16 protein-coding genes are annotated in these 17699 nt (G+C 34.5%); 11 read left to right on the forward strand and 5 right to left on the reverse strand.

Annotated elements, in window-relative coordinates:
* The first annotated feature begins 17 nt into the window (after positions 1–17).
* Both H510_RS0100180 and msrB read left to right on the forward strand, forming a co-directional pair.
* The gene (locus H510_RS0100180) at positions 18–3170 is read left to right on the forward strand and encodes a peptidase MA family metallohydrolase (RefSeq protein ID WP_051290978.1); all 3153 of its coding nucleotides are present in this window, start codon (positions 18–20) and stop codon (positions 3168–3170) included.
* A gap of 42 nt (positions 3171–3212) precedes the next feature.
* Positions 3213–3710, forward strand: a complete 498-nt coding sequence (gene msrB / locus H510_RS0100185) for a peptide-methionine (R)-S-oxide reductase MsrB (RefSeq protein WP_026902452.1) — start codon at positions 3213–3215, stop codon at positions 3708–3710.
* Between the two features lies 1 nt (position 3711).
* On the opposite strand, the gene H510_RS0100190 is transcribed toward msrB, so the two are convergent.
* Positions 3712–4053, reverse strand: coding sequence for a GIY-YIG nuclease family protein (locus H510_RS0100190; protein WP_026902453.1), 342 nt, complete (start codon positions 4051–4053; stop codon positions 3712–3714).
* A gap of 111 nt (positions 4054–4164) precedes the next feature.
* Between H510_RS0100190 and H510_RS0100195 the strand changes: the two genes are divergently transcribed.
* The 5 genes from H510_RS0100195 to H510_RS0100215 all read left to right on the forward strand — a co-directional run bounded on the left by H510_RS0100195 (position 4165) and on the right by H510_RS0100215 (position 9039).
* Positions 4165–4947, forward strand: a complete 783-nt coding sequence (locus H510_RS0100195; protein ID WP_026902454.1) for an XRE family transcriptional regulator — start codon at positions 4165–4167, stop codon at positions 4945–4947.
* Positions 4948–5094: 147 nt separating this feature from the next.
* A complete protein-coding gene (locus H510_RS19395; protein ID WP_051290979.1) occupies positions 5095–5916 on the forward strand; it encodes a toll/interleukin-1 receptor domain-containing protein in 822 nt (273 codons plus the stop codon).
* 505 nt (positions 5917–6421) lie between these two features.
* Positions 6422–7528, forward strand: a complete 1107-nt coding sequence (locus tag H510_RS0100205; protein ID WP_026902455.1) for an aminotransferase class I/II-fold pyridoxal phosphate-dependent enzyme — start codon at positions 6422–6424, stop codon at positions 7526–7528.
* Between the two features lies 1 nt (position 7529).
* Positions 7530–8138: a dethiobiotin synthase gene (gene bioD, locus H510_RS0100210; RefSeq protein WP_026902456.1), complete on the forward strand. Its 609-nt coding sequence runs from the start codon at positions 7530–7532 to the stop codon at positions 8136–8138.
* Positions 8139–8151: 13 nt separating this feature from the next.
* Positions 8152–9039 carry a 3-hydroxyacyl-CoA dehydrogenase family protein gene (locus tag H510_RS0100215; protein ID WP_026902457.1) on the forward strand — a complete coding sequence of 296 codons (888 nt, stop codon included), beginning with the start codon at positions 8152–8154 and terminating at the stop codon, positions 9037–9039.
* Positions 9040–9389: 350 nt separating this feature from the next.
* Here the strand turns inward: H510_RS0100215 and H510_RS20625 are convergent, their stop codons facing one another.
* The 3 genes from H510_RS20625 to H510_RS0100225 form a co-directional block, all read right to left on the reverse strand.
* The gene (locus tag H510_RS20625; RefSeq protein WP_081659150.1) at positions 9390–9716 is read right to left on the reverse strand and encodes a DUF1016 N-terminal domain-containing protein; all 327 of its coding nucleotides are present in this window, start codon (positions 9714–9716) and stop codon (positions 9390–9392) included.
* Positions 9717–9793: 77 nt separating this feature from the next.
* A complete protein-coding gene (locus H510_RS0100220) occupies positions 9794–10333 on the reverse strand; it encodes a hypothetical protein (protein ID WP_026902458.1) in 540 nt (179 codons plus the stop codon).
* A gap of 965 nt (positions 10334–11298) precedes the next feature.
* On the reverse strand, positions 11299–12546 hold the full coding sequence (locus tag H510_RS0100225) for an ABC transporter permease (protein WP_026902459.1): 1248 nt from the start codon (positions 12544–12546) through the stop codon (positions 11299–11301).
* A 137-nt stretch (positions 12547–12683) separates the two neighbouring features.
* Between H510_RS0100225 and queA the strand changes: the two genes are divergently transcribed.
* From queA to H510_RS0100240, 3 genes are all read left to right on the forward strand, one after another.
* On the forward strand, positions 12684–13733 hold the full coding sequence (gene queA / locus H510_RS0100230) for a tRNA preQ1(34) S-adenosylmethionine ribosyltransferase-isomerase QueA (RefSeq protein WP_026902460.1): 1050 nt from the start codon (positions 12684–12686) through the stop codon (positions 13731–13733).
* A gap of 86 nt (positions 13734–13819) precedes the next feature.
* Positions 13820–14509 carry a 2-C-methyl-D-erythritol 4-phosphate cytidylyltransferase gene (locus tag H510_RS0100235; RefSeq protein WP_026902461.1) on the forward strand — a complete coding sequence of 230 codons (690 nt, stop codon included), beginning with the start codon at positions 13820–13822 and terminating at the stop codon, positions 14507–14509.
* Positions 14502–14864 carry a hypothetical protein gene (locus H510_RS0100240; protein ID WP_026902462.1) on the forward strand — a complete coding sequence of 121 codons (363 nt, stop codon included), beginning with the start codon at positions 14502–14504 and terminating at the stop codon, positions 14862–14864. Before H510_RS0100235 ends, H510_RS0100240 begins: the two co-directional genes overlap by 8 nt.
* A gap of 91 nt (positions 14865–14955) precedes the next feature.
* Here H510_RS0100240 and H510_RS0100245 read toward each other — a convergent pair whose 3' ends face one another.
* Positions 14956–16458, reverse strand: coding sequence for a L,D-transpeptidase family protein (locus H510_RS0100245; RefSeq protein WP_245584764.1), 1503 nt, complete (start codon positions 16456–16458; stop codon positions 14956–14958).
* Positions 16459–16789: 331 nt separating this feature from the next.
* Between H510_RS0100245 and hisG the strand changes: the two genes are divergently transcribed.
* Positions 16790–17641, forward strand: coding sequence for an ATP phosphoribosyltransferase (gene hisG / locus H510_RS0100250; RefSeq protein ID WP_026902464.1), 852 nt, complete (start codon positions 16790–16792; stop codon positions 17639–17641).
* Positions 17642–17699 lie beyond the last annotated feature (58 nt).

A 17699-nucleotide genomic window follows, 5' to 3' on the forward strand; every position in this document is an offset into this window, starting at 1 on the left:
ATTTATAGCTCCATACCATGACAAAGAATGTAAAATTTAATAAAGCTAAAATTTACACTACCATTTATTTTAGCTTCTTATTCTTATTGTTTGCAGGAAATGCGCAAGCACAATACTTCGGGCAAAACAAAGTAAGGTATAAAAATCTTAAATTTAAGGTTTATGAAACTCCACATTTCCATCTCTATTACTATACAGAAAATGATAGCTTAATTAAAAATTTCGCTAAAGAGAGTGAAGCCTGGTATGCTTTACACCAACAAGTTTTCAGAGATACTTTTAAACGTCCTAACCCCATTATCCTTTACGGAAATTCACCAGAATTTCAACAAACAACCATCATCAACTCTGAAATTGGTGTGGGTACAGGTGGGGTAACCGAAGGTTTAAAAAACAGGGTTTTCATGCCTATTCAGGAAAGTAATTTCCAAACCAGACACGTTCTTGGGCATGAGTTGGTTCATGCTTTCCAATACCATTCTTTAATAGAAGGAGATTCTACCCAGCTAGAAAATATTGGGAATTTACCTTTATGGATGGTTGAAGGTATGGCAGAGTACCTTTCTTTAGGTAAAGTTGATGCAAACACTGCCATGTGGATGCGTGATGCTGTGTTAAATAAAGACATTCCAACATTAAGAGATTTAACAACCAACAGTAAATATTTCCCTTACCGCTATGGACAAGCCTTTTGGGCTTTTATAGGCTCTACTTACGGAGATACCATCATTATGCCTTTCTTTAAATCTACAGCAAAGTTTGGTTATGAAATGGCAATCAGAAGGACCTTTGGTTACGATGAAAAAACACTTTCCAGCTTATGGAAAAGCTCTTTAGAAAACGCTTATACCCCCTATTTAAAAGATACCACACAAAAACCCATAGGTACCAAACTGATTGATAATGAAAATGGTGGCGATATGAATTTATCGCCAGCTATCAGCCCTGATGGAAAATATGTGGTCTTCCTTTCAGAAAAAGAACTCTTTTCTATTGATTTATTTCTTGCAGATGCCAAGACAGGAAAAATCATCAGAAAGTTAACCTCTAAAATTAAAAACAGCCATATTGATGAGTTTAACTATATAGAATCCGCAGGTTCATGGTCGCCGGATAGTAAACAATTTGCCTTTAGTGCATTCTCAGAAGGCAGAAATAAACTCATCATCATTGATATTGATGATGGGAAAACAGTTCTACAAAAATCTATGGGAAAAGTAGAGCAGTTTGGTAATTTAAACTGGTCTCCAACGGGAAAAGAAATTGCCTTCTCTGGCCTTAAGGATGGGCAAAGCGACCTCTTCTCTTACAACCTAGAAACTAAAGAATTAACACAGCTCACTAATGATAAGTTTACAGATTACCAGCCCAGTTATTCCTCAGATGGTAAAAAAATTGTTTTTTCTACAGATAGGTTAAACTTAGGTAAAGACTTAAGTGCTTTCATTAGCATGAGTTTAGCTGTACTAGATGTTGCCACTAAGAAAATCACCAATATTAATGTATTTCCTAAAGCCAATAATTTAAATCCAGTGTTTGATGCTAATGATAGAAATATCTATTTTTTATCTAACAGAGATGGTTTTAGGAACCTATACCGTTACAACATTTCCAAAGAATCTGTAGAGCAATTAACAGATTATTTTACAGGAATTAGTGGGATAACAGAAAGTTCGCCTGCATTAAGTATTTCAAAAAACAACGATATTATCTATTCTTATTATCGCTCTCAGCGCTATACACTTTACAATGCAAACGTAACTGAATTTAAAGGCACATTGGTAAATAGCAATGCAGTAGATTTTACGGCAGCAACTTTACCTCCACCAAGTTCTGTTGGGGTAAATATCATCAACAAAAACTTAGATAATTTCTTAGCTTATGATGATACACCGGTAGACTCTGTCAAAGCTATTCCTTTTAAATCTCAGTTTCAACTAGATTATATCGCCAGTAATGGTGTTGGTGTGGCAACCAGCAGGTTTGGTACAGGGATGCAATCTGGTGTACAAGCCATTTTTAGCGATATTTTGAGCAGAAATCAAATTTTTGCAGCGGCTGCAGTTAACGGAGAAATTTACGATTTTGGTGCTCAGTTCGCTTACATCAACCAAGAAAGCAGATGGAATTGGGGGGCTTCGGTATCACATATCCCTTTTCAATCTGGTTTGTTTGGCATTAAATTAACTGATTTACCTGTGGATGGAGGAGGTACTACACCTGCTGTAGAACAATATATAGATATCATCAGAACATTTGAAGAATCTGTACAGGGTTTTACCTCTTATCCTTTTTCTAAAACTACCCGTTTTGAGTTTGGTGCTGGTGCTTCTTATTACTCTTACCGCGTGGATAGATACAGTACTTATTATGAACCAAATACAGGTTTCCCAATTTTTCAGGATAGAAGAAAAGTATCTAGAGAAGAATTTTTGCAAGACCAAGGGTTTAATTTACGGTCTTTTACGGTTTTCCAATTAAATACAGCTTTAGTGGGTGATAACTCTTTTTCTGGTGTAGCGGCTCCTTTAGGTGGTTACAGATACAGAATTGGTGTAGAGCAAAATTTTGGTACTTTCCAATTTACTGCTCCAATTGTTGATTTAAGAAAATATGTAAGGGCAAAACCAGTAACTTTTGCGGGCAGAATTTATGGATATGGCCGTATAGGTAATGTAAACAACCAATTATTCCCATTATTTATTGGTTTACCATTTTTGATAAGAGGTTATGAGGCCAATAGTTTTTACAATAACAGAAACTTAACTGGAGAGCAAAACGGTTTTAACATTAACCAATTGATTGGTAATAGGATGTTAATCTCTAATTTTGAAATAAGGTTACCTTTTACCGGTCCAGAAAAATTAGCTGCATTCCCTTCTAAATTTTTATTTTCTGATTTAAACTTATTTTTTGATGCTGGAGTTTCTTGGAATGAAGGGGATAGAATTGCATGGGATAGGAAAGCACCTCGTAGAATAGGTACTGATAGTGAAACTGAAGCACCTGTTTACGAACCAAATGTAAGAGTACCAGCCTTAAGTGCAGGTATATCTGCCAGGGTAAATGTATTTGGTTATTTTGTTTTGGAGCCCTACTTAGCGGTTCCGTTTAACCGAGTAGATATTAAAAAGCCTGTATTTGGTTTGGCTTTTGCGCCAGGATGGTAATTGAAAAAAACTACTATAGGCCTTATAAACGTATATGATAGTATGAAAAAGTTTATATCAACCGTTTTTAGCTTAGCAGTGTTAAGTTTAGCTGCTTGTGGTCAAAGTAATCAAACATCCTCAAAAAAGGATGATCAAAAAGCTTTAGTATTTCCAGTACAAAAAACAGAAAGCGAGTGGAAAAAAATATTATCTCCGGTAGCTTTTGAGATAATGGTGAATAAAGGAACCGAGCCTCCTTTTAAAAATGAGTTTTACAATAATCATGAAAAAGGTATTTACGTAAGTGCCGCAACAGGAGAACCACTTTTTAGCTCTGAAGACAAGTTCGACTCTGGTACCGGATGGCCAAGTTTTACCAAACCCATTAATGAGAAAGCCGTTATCTGGGTAAAAGATAATAGCCATGGTATGGTAAGAGATGAAGTGATAGAAGCTAAAACAGGTTTGCACCTAGGTCATGTTTTTGATGATGGCCCTGCTCCTACAGGTTTAAGATACTGCATCAACTCGGCAGCACTTAAATTCATCAAACAATAATTTAAGACATAAAGCTAAAAACAGGTTTCACTTGGAAGCCTGTTTTTAACATCTTCTCATAATCCAAGCCAGTAGTTAAGTCAATCCAATCCGGATTAACACTTCTTATCATTTTCTCCTTTTGCATTCGGGTAAATTGGTTAATCATTTTAAAGCGTTCTTGAGCCATAGCTTCAGAACTCAACTCCTCAAAATAAACCAAGCGAGTTAACTGTTGCCCTGCATCAAAAAATAGGTTCGGCATTTTACGGTAGAAGTTCATGGTTTTTATTAAATCAGCACTTAAACCAACATGTAAATTATTTCTATTTCTGTCTGTAACTATAAAAACGATATTCTTCATTTGAGCTGCATTTAAATTCTTTAACATTATTATTTGGCTATTAATTTTTTATTGCTAATTTTATGAGCATAAAAATACTAATTATTTTAGTATTTGCAAATATTTTTAGAAATGGGAAAAATATCTGATAATTTAAAATACCTCAGAAAGAAAAAAGGCCTTACACAACAGCAATTTGCTGATGTTATGGAAATTAAAAGATCTTTAATTGGCGCCTACGAAGAAGACCGGGCAGAACCAAAATATGATTTGCTAAAAAAATTCGCAGACTTTTTTGAGTTAAGTATTGATGATTTCATCAATGAAAAAATAAATGATAAATGGGCACCCAAACCTAAAGGAGACCCTTCTAACCTTCGTGTACTAAGTATTACGGTAGACCAAGATGATAAAGAAAACATAGAATTGGTACAGGTTAAGGCTAGTGCAGGTTACCTTAATGGTTATAGCGACCCTGAATATGTAAGCACCCTACCCCGTTTCTCTTTACCTATTTTTAAACAAGGCACTTACAGAGCTTTTGAAATTAAAGGAGACTCTATGCTACCGCTACCTTCTGGTTCTATCATTATTGCAGAATATGTAGAAAATTGGAGTAACGATATTAAAGTTGGTGAAACGGCTATTGTGATTAGCAAAAACGAAGGCGTGGTTTATAAAAGGTTAAGCAGCAAGTTCAGACCAGATAAAGGCTTAAAATTATCATCAGACAACCCTGTTTACGAACCTTATACCATAGAGGCCGAAGATATTTTAGAAATTTGGAAAGCAAAAGCATTTATTTCTACAGAATTACCACAGCCAATGCCAGAGCCTACCATGGAAACTCTAACCAGCATGATGGCCCAAATGCAGAAGTCTTTGGTAGAAATGCAAAAAAACAAACCGAACTGATAAATGAATCGCTAGCAGAATGTTTCAAAAATCATCATTACACTGAAATAATTACTTTATTAAATAAGAATTTAAAGTGAAAATGGAATTATCATTCTTGGTGGATAGTTGTAAGACATTTTAACTAGACAAACTAAAATATTAATTATGGAATACAAATACGACATTGCCCTTTCATTTGCTGGAGAAGACAGAGATTACGTAGAGAAAGTTGCCCAAATATTGAAAGAAAACGGAATTAAGGTTTTCTATGATAGATTTGAAGAAGTTGACCTTTGGGGAAAGGATTTAGGAATTCACTTCGATTATGTATATCGACGACAATCAAAATACTTTGTCCCTTTTATTTCTGAGAATTATGAAAAAAAAGTTTGGACAAACTATGAAGTAAGAACAGCAATTGCAAGAGCTATTGAAAACAAGGAAGAATATATTTTGCCCGTTAGATTTGATAAGACTGAACTTGATGGAATTCGCTCAACGCTTGGGTATCTCAACATTAGCGAGACTTCTCCCGAAGAGCTTTCAAATAAAATTTTAAAGAAGTTAGGAAGCGAAGTAAATGTTCCTATACCTGAAAAAGAAGAGCCAAAAGGCAATATTTATTTGACCTCTTATCTTAATATAAATGGTTATTCAAATAGAGAAATTATGATTGGTGTGACTGTAACAAATACAGTTAATGACTTTAGATATTTTAACTCGCCATACTTCAAAATCAGTCGACCAATTCACGGAGATGCTGACACTTTCCAATTATTAAATATTATTTCTCCAATTCAATTTCCAAAAAGAATGGAATACGGCGAACAATATCAGGTAATGTATAATCTAAAAGAAGCCTTTCTAGAAGATATGAAGAAAATGAAAGGAAAAAAAGTGACTTTAACTGCAATTGTAAATACTACAGTTGGAGAAAGGTTCTATTCAAATCCTATGGACGTTGATATGTTATTTTTCGGAAAATAAAAACGCTGTATAAAAGCAAATTTGCACAAAAATGGCTGTCGGTGGTTCACGTTAATCATCAGTTATTCATTTAATTTAGTGCGGAATGAAAATGCCTCTGTAAGCAATACCATTTCTGCACAAATTTTCAAAACGTTTAATATCACCTGCCGCAAGCAAGTATTTCATATAAATCAATATGAAATGACGAGTTTAGGTAGTTCGATAGTCAAGCCTAAGCATAAACAACCGTTTACGCCCAATTCCGCCTTGTCGGTTGCGGCATCTACAGGACTAGCCTTAGCATAACCTTTTAGAAGCAAGCGGCGCAGCGGAGAGTTTTTGGTTACTTTTTGCGGAAAAAAGTAACTTGACATGGCCGGTCAAGAGGCCGGAAAGCTGGTGCGTGAATGCCTGATTTTTAAATATAAATAAAGTCAATACGAGTTGAAAAAGGCTTCGACTCCGCTCAGTCCGACACAAAATAATCATTTCAAAATCTTTCTTTATTTTTGAATAAAAAAACTTGAATTTCATCCATCAAAAACTACAGGAAAGAATTGCCGCTAACGCTTTAAGAACCTTAAAAAGCGAGAACAATCTTATTGACTTTTCTTCTAATGATTATCTGGGTTTTGCTAAATCTTTATCTGTAAAAGAATGGGTTGATGAAATTGCCTACTCACAAAAATTAAGAAATGGTGCTGGTGGTTCTAGACTCATCACCGGAAATTCAAGTTTTACAGAAACCTTAGAAAAAGAAATCGCTCGTTTTCATCAGGCTGCATCAGGCTTAATATTTAACTCGGGTTATGATGCCAATGTAGGTTTACTTTCTAGTCTGCCCCAAAAAGGCGATACCATTATTTGTGATGAACTTATCCACGCTAGTCTTATTGATGGTGCTAGACTAAGCTATGCCCAACGCTATACCTTTAAACATCATGATTTAGCGCATCTCGAATCAAAAATTAAAAACAGCCAAGGGAATATTTTCATCGTTACAGAAAGTATTTTTTCTATGGACGGAGACCATGCCCCTTTAAAAGAAATAGCCGCACTTGCAGCACAATATGGTGCTTACCTCATCGTAGATGAAGCACATGCTACGGGTATATTTGGCAAACATGGCAAAGGTTTGGTGTGCGAGTTGGGTTTAGAAAATCAAGTATTTGCCCGCGTAGTTACCTTTGGTAAAGCTTTGGGCTGCCACGGAGCTATTGTATTAGGTAACGATGAACTTAGAAGCTACCTCATCAATTTCGCCCGTTCTTTTATTTATACCACTGCCCTACCTCCGCACAGCTTATACACCATAAAAGCAGCTTATGAGCAATTAAAAAGTAGCGATTATACACTTCTTATTCAGAAAAAAATAGCTTATTTCAAACAATTAACCAGCAAAGCGGGTATTGCATTAATGCCGAGTAATAGCGCTATCCAAGGAATAATTATCCAGGGGAATACCGCTTGCCGACAAGCAGCTGCAACTTTAAACGAAAGCGGCTTTGATATCAGACCCATTTTAAGTCCAACTGTTCCGGTAGGAAAAGAAAGGTTAAGAATTTGTTTACATACCTTTAATACAGACGAAGAAATAGAAAAATTAAGTGAAGCTTTAGCTAAAATATAATATGTTGAAACCCATTTTTATCACAGGCATAGGCACAGGCGTAGGAAAAACCGTAACATCAGCCATTGTAACAGAGCATTTAAAAGCCGATTATTGGAAACCCATACAATCAGGAGATTTAGAAAATTCTGATACCATCACCGTTAAACAACTGGTAAGTAACGATAAAACTTATTTTCATCCAGAAGTTTACAAACTTACACAGCCTCTTTCGCCGCATTTATCAGCCCGTTTAGATGGTATTGAAATAGATATCAACACTATTAAAGTACCAGAAACGCCAAACACCTTAGTTATTGAGGGCGCTGGTGGCTTAATGGTTCCGTTAAATCAGCAGTTTTTGATAGTAGATTTAATAGCTCAGCTAAAAGCAGAAGTAATTTTAGTATCTCAACATTATTTAGGCAGCATTAACCATACACTCTTAAGTTACGAATTGTTAAAAAGCAGAAACATCCCTGTAAAAGGTATTCTTTTTAATGGCCATAATCCAGATTCTGAAGCTTATATTACCCAATATACCAAGCTTAAACATTTAGGAACTATCCCGGTGCTAAACAATTTAGATAAAAACAGCGTTAAAGAAGCAGGGAAACACCTCACATTATAAACCTTTTTTGCACATGAAAAGTATTGCAGTTATTGGTTCTGGTACCATGGGAAATGGCATAGCACATAGCTTTGCACAACATCAGTTTAAAGTTGCTTTGGTAGATGTACAAGCCGATGCTTTAACAAAAGCCCTCGCTACTATAGCTAAAAATTTAGACAGGCAGATAGCTAAAAACCTCATTACAGAAGCAGATAAACAGCAAACTTTAGCAAATATTACTACCTATACCAACCTAGCCGAGGCTGTAAAAGATGTAGATTTGGTAGTAGAAGCGGCCACAGAAAATGCTGTTTTAAAAGAGAAAATATTTCAAGAGCTTGATAAATATGCCAAGCCAGAAGCCATTTTAGCCAGCAATACTTCTTCCATAGCTATCACCCAAATTGCAGCCGTTACGCAAAGGCAAGACAAAGTTATTGGTATGCATTTCATGAATCCCGTACCGGTAATGAAACTGGTAGAAGTCATTAATGGCTATGCAACCTCTGCCGATACCACTGCAAAAATTATGGCACTTGCCCAGCAGCTAGATAAAATACCTGTCGAGGTGAATGATTATCCCGGTTTTGTTGCCAACAGGATTTTAATGCCTATGATTAATGAAGCTATTTATACTTTGTATGAAGGCGTTGCAGGCGTTACAGAAATTGATACTGTTATGAAATTGGGTATGGCTCATCCTATGGGACCACTTCAACTGGCAGATTTTATTGGTTTAGATGTTTGTTTGGCCATCCTTAAAGTATTACACGAAGGCTTTGGAAATCCTAAATATGCACCATGTCCGCTTTTGGTAAACATGGTAACTTCTGGTAAAAAAGGTGTTAAATCTGGCGAAGGTTTTTATAATTACCAACATGGCACTAAAGATTTAGTAGTGGCCGAGAAGTTTAGGTAGTTCTTATAACGTTTCTTACACCAAAACAACATCAATAAATCATAAAAGCTGTTTTTTATTTAGAAAAGCAGGGCTATTGCAGCTATTAAAGGGCTAGTCCGGTGCTTTGCTTTACTCCTCGTCCATTTTCCGCAGAAGCTTCAAATGTCCTGCGGGGTACCGCCCTCGCCCCGGTTTGTGTACGTAGGTTTGGTGCTAGGGTTTAGAAAAGAGATAATATCATTTGATAGTATCATAAATATGATTTTTAGGTTAGTGGTCAAAATGAGATAATAGGTAATCTATGCAAAATATTAAAGTATCTACTATATATGGCGGCACAAAAAGCCTTTGCCCGCTTGCCTAGGTCTTCATTCTTGCGCCATTGAGGCTTGTTTAGTGTAGAAGCTGATTTCAAGTTTGTTGTCGGAACGTAGAATCTCAAAATAGTGGCTCCAACTCAATACGTTAGACAGTGTCTCACTTTTTGGAAAGTTTAAATAAAGCTTTCTCATATACAATAAGTTAGCTCTACTAAATCCCTTTCCGTAAAGTCGAGTTAAATCTTTGGAAAGTTGTTCAAATAGAAAAGTTCCATACGCTGCTTTTTCCTTACCGCCTTGCTCAAATTCAACGATGTGTTTACCGATTCTAACGTTTTTGCAAATTTGTGTTGCAAAGGCATAGAAAGCAAAAATTGGTCTGCCCGTACAAACTTAATGAATTAAGATGTAGGAAGTAAAACCACGTCACCCGCAATTTTTTAAACCCGTTGTTAGCGGCTGGTTTGCTTTCCATATTGCTTCTCCCAACTTGTTGATTTATAATTTTTTTCATTCCACAGCTTAACTAAAAAATCTTCATTATTGACTAAGAAAACTACTGTCATGACGCTGTCAAATGTAATATGTGACTGGCATCTATGTTTTACACCACTATTGTCAGCCAACTCATATGTATGTGTTATAGAATAGCTTATATCGTCTAACTTTTGCTTTGTATTAGTATTTAAAATTTCATCTAAAGTTGACCTTGGATCTCTGTCTAATTCATTCTTTAAAATGTTTAAATCGTAACTCTTATCGGCTTTATAAATTTGGTCTTTTGATAAATTCCCAAATTTAATTGAATGGTAAGAATTCGGGAAGGCAGCGTTGTTAAGGATAAATTTTCTTACTTTTTCTTCAGCTGTCCACTGTTGAGGGTGAATATTGTTTTCGTCAAAATATAAATCAGTAACATCTGATGACTTATAAGCATACAATATAAACAAACTTAGAGGCAAAGTAATTACTAAAGCACTATAAAAAGTCAATTTCCAAGAGTAGATTTTTTTCAGTAAATAAAGAGAACCACCTAGTATAAATGGAAGAATTAAGATTGTTAACGAAAATGTAGCGAACCTTAAATGTTGTATATGAGTATGAGCAATGTAATAAATAAGGAGTAAGAGAAAATTGATGCCAATTACTATTAAGGCATTTCGCTTGTTAATGTTACGGATCAAGATTTTGTTCAATGTGTTACTGTCGGTTTAAGTTATGCTTTTGCGGTACGTTAAACTTCTCGCTAACTAGTATATATATCCCATAAAGTTGCACAAATACAACATAAAGCAGTGGTATATGAGCACCTTGGTATATTATTATCTAATTCTATTAAATATAATTTGTCATCAAATCTCATGGGTATTTTTCATGAAGTAGATTTAATTCTAAGTAAGTAAATATTTATTGAAAGTCAAAATTGTAAATATAAAGCCCTAATAAAGCGGAAACTTACCAATATATAGAAGAGTATTTCACCACAAAGGGCACAGAATTCTCGGAGTTTCCTAAAAATCGTAAACCTAGCTGGATGTTTAACTCCTTAGTTAATCAATCATGAAGTTCTCCGCCCAGCTTTGTGTTCTTTGCGAACTCTGTGGTTAAATATATAATTCAAAAAGAAAAATTCAAAATTCAAAAGGGAAAATTTAAAATTTAAAATCGCTTAATCAATCATTCACTCAATCCCTCAATCAATACTCAATCATTAAAAACAGATTGCTTCTTCGTTCCTCATCGCAATGACATGACAAATCAAAACTCAATCAATCAATAAAACTCACCACCCAGAACTCGAAACTATCAACTGATAACTGATTCAAAATTCAAAAGGAAAAATTCAAAAACAGGAAACTTGTCTTCAAGCATTCACTCATTCAAAAATCAATCAATCAATCAACACACTCGCCCATAGCTAGCAACTTTAGGCTTCCTCCGTAAAATACTATATGTTTTATTTAGATCTGATAGCCTCGACAGGATCTAGTCTGGCTGCCGAAAAAGCTGGCCAAAAACCAGAAACAACACCAATAATAATAGAGATTGAAATTCCTCTGATGATATTTCCTATATTCAAAACAATCTCAAAATCAAAGCCATAGGTAGCAATTAAGGTTAATATATAAACAACAGCTAAACCCAATAAACCACCAATTAATGATAATGCAATGGCTTCAAACAAAAACTGCATTAAAATAAAATAGTTCTTAGCTCCTAAAGATTTCTGAATACCAATGATATTGGTTCGTTCTTTTACAGAAACAAACATGATGTTTGCAATGCCAAATCCACCTACTAAAATAGAGAAGCCTCCAATAATCCAACCGGCAACATTTACAATGGCAAACATTTGGTCTAGCTGACCAGACAATATGGTGGTTTTGTTTAAAGCAAAATTATCATCCTGAACAGGACTTAACCTTCTGATAGAGCGCATGATACCCTGCAACTCGCTTTCCACATCCTCAACCGCCACATTTTCTTTACCTCTAACAGCTATTTGCGGCCCGTAGTTATCTCCTTCAACATCTATAACATTTCTGGCAAAATTTAAAGGTAATAGCAATAGTTTATCGGCGGTTACCCCCAACATATCTTCTCCTTCTTTAGCGAAAACACCTATAACTTGTACGTTTCTACCTAATACCTTTATTTGTTTTCCTGTTGCGCTTTGGCTGGGGAATAAGCCTTCAGCAATATCGGCACCAATTAAGCAAACTGCATTGCCGCTGCTAGATTCTCCTTCGGTAAAATACCTGCCTTCTGATAAATCAAAACTCCATGTTTTATCATATTCATGAGAAGCAGCAGAAATTTCAACACCTTCAATACTATTACTTCTATATTTAAGTGTTCTGTTAGACAATCCTATCTGGTAGGATATGCCTTCTGCTAATGTTACTCGTTCTTTTAAAGCTTCATAGTCTCTCAAACTAGCATTTGGCCTTTGCATATATTTCCACCAAGGGTAATCACCAAAACCTCCCCAAGGCCATTTCTGTACAAATACGGTTTTGCTACCTAGCTTATCAACACTTTCTTGTAAATTACCTCTAAAAGTATCTACCGCTGCAAAAACAGTGATGATGGTAAAAATACCAATGGTAATACCCAATAAAGATAAAAAGGTACGTGTACGATTTTGTCTTAACGCATCATAAGCAAATAGAAAGCTTTCTTTAAAAAGTTTTAAAAACAACATATCGTATAAGACAGTTTAACAAGTAAAAAGTTACAGTTTTTTTAGTATTAAATTTTAAAATTAGCGGTTAAAGAGCGTATTATTTTATTGAATTTATTTTTCCTAAATTTGCGCTCCAAATATTTGTTTCGAAACATATGAAATTATCACAATTTAAATTCCATTTACCAGAATCTCTTATTGCTCATCACCCAGCAGAAACCCGTGATGAGTCTCGTTTAATGGTACTTCACAAAAAAACAGGACAAATAGAGCATAAGCTTTTTAAAGACGTATTGGGTTATTTTGAGGAAAAAGATGTGATGATTTTGAACAACACTAAAGTTTTTCCTGCCCGCTTATACGGTAACAAAGAAAAAACGGGTGCTACTATAGAAGTTTTCTTATTAAGAGAGTTAAACAAAGAACTAAGATTGTGGGATGTTTTAGTAGACCCTGCAAGAAAAATTAGGGTAGGCAATAAACTATATTTTGGCGATGATGATTTATTGGTTGCCGAGGTTGTTGATAATACCACATCAAGAGGCAGAACCATACGTTTTTTATTTGATGGAACAGATGAAGAATTTCGTCAGAATATTGAAATTTTAGGTGAAACACCTCTTCCTAAATACATCAAGCGTAAGCCTACTGCTGAAGATAAAGAGCGTTACCAAACCATTTTCGCTAAAAATGAAGGTGCTGTTGCCGCACCAACCGCAGGTTTACACTTTAGCAGAGAACTATTAAAAAGACTAGAACTTAAAGGTGTTGAATTTGCTGAAGTAACTTTACACGTTGGTTTAGGTACTTTTAGACAAGTTGAGGTTGAGGATTTAACCAAACACAAAATGGATTCTGAGCAAATTATTATTACCCAAAAGGATGCTGATATCGTAAATAGAGGTATTGCTGAGAAAAGAAAAGTTTGTGCTGTTGGTACTACAGTGATGAGATCAATAGAATCAGCAGTTTCTGCTAGTCATACTTTAAAACCTATTAACGATTGGACATCAAAATTCATTTTCCCACCTTATGATTTTAGTATCGCTAACTGCATGATTACTAATTTCCATACGCCAGAATCAACTTTATTGATGATGATTTCTGCTTTTGGTGGTTACGAAAACGTGATGAATGCTTACGAAGTTGCTGTAAAAGAAAAATATAGATTTTATAGTTACGGAGATGCTATGTTAATTATATAAAGTGCTATCATAAATAGACTTTTAAACGATGAATAATAAGCTTTTGCCACTTTATTCATCGTTTTTTATTTAAAAGCCTTCTTAAGATGAGTAAAAATCAGTTTTATGCCATTATTGTAGCTGGTGGTTCTGGTAAAAGAATGAAAAGCGATACGCCCAAGCAGTTTTTACTGTTAAAAGGTAAGCCAATTTTAATGCTGAGTATAGAAAAATTTTACCAAAGCAAATATCAACCAACAATTATCGTGGTATTAGCCGCACAGGAACTTGAAACTTGGAAGAATTTAATAAAAGAGTACCGTTTTACTATTCCACATCAGATAGTTACAGGCGGTATAGAAAGATTTCACTCAGTAAAAAATGCGCTTAGCTTGGTAACAGACGAACATGCTGTTATTGCCATACACGATGCTGTAAGACCTTTGGTAAGTCTTAAAACTATTGATAACTGCTTTGAAAAAGCATTTGCTGATGGCAATGCTATTGCGGCTATTTCTTCTAAAGATTCTATCAGGATACAAGAAGAAAATAAGAATAAGGCCATTTCCAGAAATCAAGTTTATTTGATTCAAACTCCCCAAACATTTCAATATCAACAACTTAAACTAGCTTATAAGCAAGATTTTGAACATTTTTTTACTGATGATGCTTCTGTTGTTGAGAAAGCTGGCTTTGCCATTCATTTATCTGGTGGCGATGAATATAATTTCAAAATCACTTTTCCTGAAGATATTACATTAGCAACAGCCTTACTAGACCAAGCAATTCATGAATAATTTCAGGTTTTATATCATTACGGCTATCATAGCTTTATTTATACACCATAGTTTAAGCTTTATACCCTTAGCTTTTTACAAAGTTATTCAACCTTATTTGCTAGCCTTGTTTTTTTGTGCGACTAGTTTTTATCTGTATATCAAAACCAAACATTTAGAACTCATTATGCATTTAAAAATTACTTTATCTTATATTGTTTTTTATGTTTTGAGTGCTTTTATCGAGTTAATTTTAGGCTTACCACATCCTTATCTTATCGCAGAAATTTTTATACAACTTGCTTTATGTATTACTTCTGTTTTAATTGGATTTGGACTAGCTTTCATCAAAGATAGGTTAACTAGCGTTAGATAAACCTCATCTTGTTTCATTAAAACATTACACATCACCTCCATCATGATGAAAATGATATTTCGATAGCCGCCTCCCTTACCTTATCCAAAAATTAAGGTAAATACTTTGTTAAATAAGGCTTTAGTTTAGCATCGTAACCATAAACATCATCTGCCGTAATTAATGTCCCGCTATCATTTGTCCAGGCGGTATAGTAAGCAATAAATACTTTTACAGGCTCTTTAATTTTCACCCATCTGGAAGCTATCTCCTCTCCTTTTGTTGTAGCTTGAGTTTCCTTTTCTATACGTTGAGCTTCTTTTTCATCATTTAATAAAAAAGCTGCTAATTTCATGGGCTGTTCTACACGTACGCAACCATGGCTAACCGCTCTGTTTTTCTCTTGAAACATGGCTTTTGCTGGCGTATCATGTAAATAAATAGCATAAGGATTCTGGAAAATGAATTTGATTTGCCCTAAGGAATTATCAGCACCTGGATTTTGCTTAAAAGCATAGTCAGCCACAGAAGCTGTGCTCCAATTTATTTTAGTAGCATCTACAACTTCTCCTGCTTTATCATAAGCAACCATATTATTTTCTTCCAGATAGTTTGGATTGCTCTGTAATTTCACCATAATTTCTTTACCGGCAATGCTTTTTGGGATATTCCACACTGGATTTACCTGCATTCTATCAATGCTTCCGCTCAGGATAGGTGTTTCATGGTTTTTACCATCCTTAGAAAAAGGAGCATAAGCTGTTGCGCCAACACAAACTTTCATTTCTAAATCTGTAGTATTGTTTTCTATCATCCTGAGCTTAAATTCTGGGATATTGACCAACAAATATTTTCCACTATACTCTTTCGTTGGCCACCTTAAACGTTCTAAAGAGAAATAAATCTTTTGTTTATCGCTAGCACTTAAAGCTTGTTCTGGCGTTTCATTAATTAATAGATTTTGTAATCTTTGGTAATAACCATTTTTAGGCTGAATATCTTCTAAGAAGCTGGCTAGTTGTAATTGATCTAATGTTTTATGAGAATCTATAAAATCTGGCCTTTTTACGCTTACATAATATCGCCCAAAAATATTTTTGGGATTTACAGCCCCGTATTTCAGGATATTTGAATAATTAATCAAAGCATCAGCACTTAAAATTTCCAGACTGGCTAATAATGGATAACTATCTTCAACTTTTTTAAATTTTGTGGTTTTCACCTGATGCAATAAATCATTTATTTCATCGGCATGGAAATAAGCAGGTTTTAAGCCATGAAAAATACTCAATTTTAAATATCTAGATAAAGTATCCAGCTCTCCATTAATTAAAAAATCTCCAATAAGTGTCAATCCTTTTTCTTCTTCTTCATACATTTTACTTATCCACTTAGGGTTGTGGATACGTTTCTTTTCTACAACTAATTGCGTTTTAAAAACCTGATAATAGGCCGTCGTATCAAAATCTTTATACTTTTTACTTTTGAAAGCTTTAGCTAAGTCTTTACCAAATTCTTCGTGTTTGTATTTTTTGCAAGACACAAACAGAAATAAACAGGCAACAAATAAGGTAATGGTATATTTTAATTTCATATTAACTTTTTCTTTCTGCATAGGCAATTGTTATGCCCTTCTATATTTTACTTATAAATATGCACTTAATAATTAAACAAGCGTGTCATCTGATATGCATCCTTCCATCTATCTTTTAAAAGAGTAAAATAAATACTATTTTACCTTGTAATTTAAGTCAGGCTTTATATATTTGCAGCATTCTAATATTTCTCTTCACACAGAAATTATTAAAAAGACAAAATGAAAAAGTTTTTAATCACTGTACATCATCACATTCATCACCACCTTGGTGGTGCGTTATAGTATGTTTTGTACGTCAAAACTTTTCATTTTAAATAATCAATTAGTCTTTTAATAATAAATAATCATCTTGAAAACTTTAAAAATTGCTATCCAAAAGTCGGGCAGACTTAACGAAAAATCTGTAGAATTACTAAAAAACTGCGGCTTAAGCTTCGAAAATTATAAAAGCTCTTTAATATCATCGGTTTCAAATTTCCCTTTAGAAATTTTATTCTTAAGAGACGATGATATTCCAGAATATGTGCAAGACGGCATTGCTGATATTGGTATTGTTGGCGAAAACGTTATTGCAGAAACCAAAGTAGAAGTTGCTTATTTACAGCGTTTAGGCTTTGGTAAATGTAAATTAAAACTGGCAGTTCCGGTTAATAGTACCCTAAGCAATATACAAGATTTAAACGATAAAGCTGTTGCAACTTCTTACCCAGTTATCTTAGAAAAATTCTTTAACGATAACAACATCAAGGCTGATATTAAGATGATTTCTGGTTCGGTAGAAATTGCACCAGGTTTAGGTCTTAGCGATGCTATTTTTGATATTGTTTCTACAGGCGGAACTTTAAAAAGTAATGGTTTAAAACCTTTTGCCGATGTTATGTCTTCAGAAGCCATTTTAATTGGTAGAAACGGCGAAGAAGAAAATCCGCTTATACAAGAACTTATACAAAGAATACAATCTGTTTTAAGAGCAAAAGAAACCAAATATGTGGTTTTAAATGTAGAAAAGAAAAACCTTGAAACCGTTATTTCGTTACTTCCAGGAGTAAAAAGTCCTTCTGTGGTATCTTTAGCCGAAGAAGGCTGGGTAGCCATACACACCGTTATTCCTGAGCAGGATTTTTGGGAGAAAATAAACTCTTTAAGAGCTGCTGGCGCACAAGGTATTGTGGTAATGCCTATTGAGAAGATAATACTTTAGATGTGCGATTTGAGTATTGAGTATTGAGATAACAAATACGAGATATTAGACTTAGCAG

The sequence above is a fragment of the Pedobacter glucosidilyticus DSM 23534 genome, assembly GCF_000425145.1.
Lineage (GTDB): Bacteria > Bacteroidota > Bacteroidia > Sphingobacteriales > Sphingobacteriaceae > Pseudopedobacter > Pseudopedobacter glucosidilyticus.